Below are 1,089 nucleotides of genomic sequence, written 5' to 3'. Positions count from 1 at the left end.
TGGTGCCAAGTATAATCTGGTATTTTTGCCTCTCCTCTATAGATTGCTTCTAGCTGTTCACTAGTAAACTGGCTTTTGTAGTGATCCAATAATCCCGCAGTCTTCAATAAGATTGAAGTATATATTATAGCTTTCTAAATCATGACAAACAAAGTTCACCATTTCTAAATTTCTATTTTTATTTAACTCATTGATAACCGCTTTAATTGCTATTATTGCAGCAATATTTTTAGGGAAACCATATCTCCCCGTTGATATATTTGGAAATGAGACGCTCTTAAATTTATACTTTTCAATTAACAATAAGCAAGATTCATATGTTTTTTTTAATATAAGTTCTTCATTAAAATTTCCTCCCTGCCATACAGGTCCAACTGCATGAATAACATATTTTGCAGGTAAATTACCAGCAGTTGTAATAACCGATTCTCCAATTTTACAACCGCCCTTCTTTGCTCTAATCTTAGAGCACTCTTCTAAAATTGAGTTACCTCCACAGCGATGTATCGCCCCATCTACACCGCCTCCACCTAGAAGACTTGTATTAGCTGCATTAATAATCACGTCAACTTGAATTTTAGTAATATCACCTTTTATAATAGAAATCCTTTTAAAGAAATCATTCATAAATAAAACCTTCAAACTCTAAAAATAAATTCTCACTTAATTCATCTGGAGAAAATAATCTGTGATATATTTCCTCACCAAGTAAAACATCAATCAAATCAATTTCAATCCAATTATCACTCCAAAAATCCAACATTCCAATTAATCTTGAATCTTTACTAGAAAATTCGAATCTTTTTAAATCACCAAATTGCCCTCTTGTATAGTAGCTTTCTTTAAAATCAAATGATTTTTTCATTTTAGGATAAATTATACTATGAAAAATTTGAATTAAATCCATGTTATTTCTTCTCCAATACCTTTATATCATTGATTTTAGGTGATAAATCTCCACCCTGTTTTCTTAACCTAAATTTTTGAGAATCTGATGCTTCTTCACTAATAGTTTTAAACCACCCCTCTTTCCCACCTTGTATTAAACTATTGGTAGGAACACTAAACTCAACATATATACTACCTTTC

3 protein-coding genes are annotated in these 1,089 nt (G+C 30.8%); all 3 read right to left on the bottom strand.

The features are described from left to right. Positions 1-60: 60 nt before the first annotated feature. A complete protein-coding gene (locus tag FHQ30_RS13120) occupies positions 61-627 on the bottom strand; it encodes a macro domain-containing protein (RefSeq protein ID WP_139612319.1) in 567 nt (188 codons plus the stop codon). Then, entirely contained in the window at positions 620-907 is a 288-nt protein-coding gene (locus tag FHQ30_RS13115) for a hypothetical protein (RefSeq protein WP_139612318.1), read from the bottom strand. The genes FHQ30_RS13120 and FHQ30_RS13115 overlap by 8 nt, the downstream gene beginning before the upstream one ends. 1 nt (position 908) lies before the next feature. After that, positions 909-1,089 (bottom strand): TreTu family toxin (locus FHQ30_RS13365; protein ID WP_176552786.1); only part of this gene is annotated, 181 nt, incomplete at its 5' end.

It is taken from the genome of Testudinibacter sp. 'clade 2', from assembly GCF_006227735.1.
In the GTDB taxonomy this organism is placed as follows: domain Bacteria; phylum Pseudomonadota; class Gammaproteobacteria; order Enterobacterales; family Pasteurellaceae; genus Chelonobacter.
Note: the sequence above shows the minus strand (reverse complement) of the source record. Positions and strands in the feature narration are given on the sequence as shown.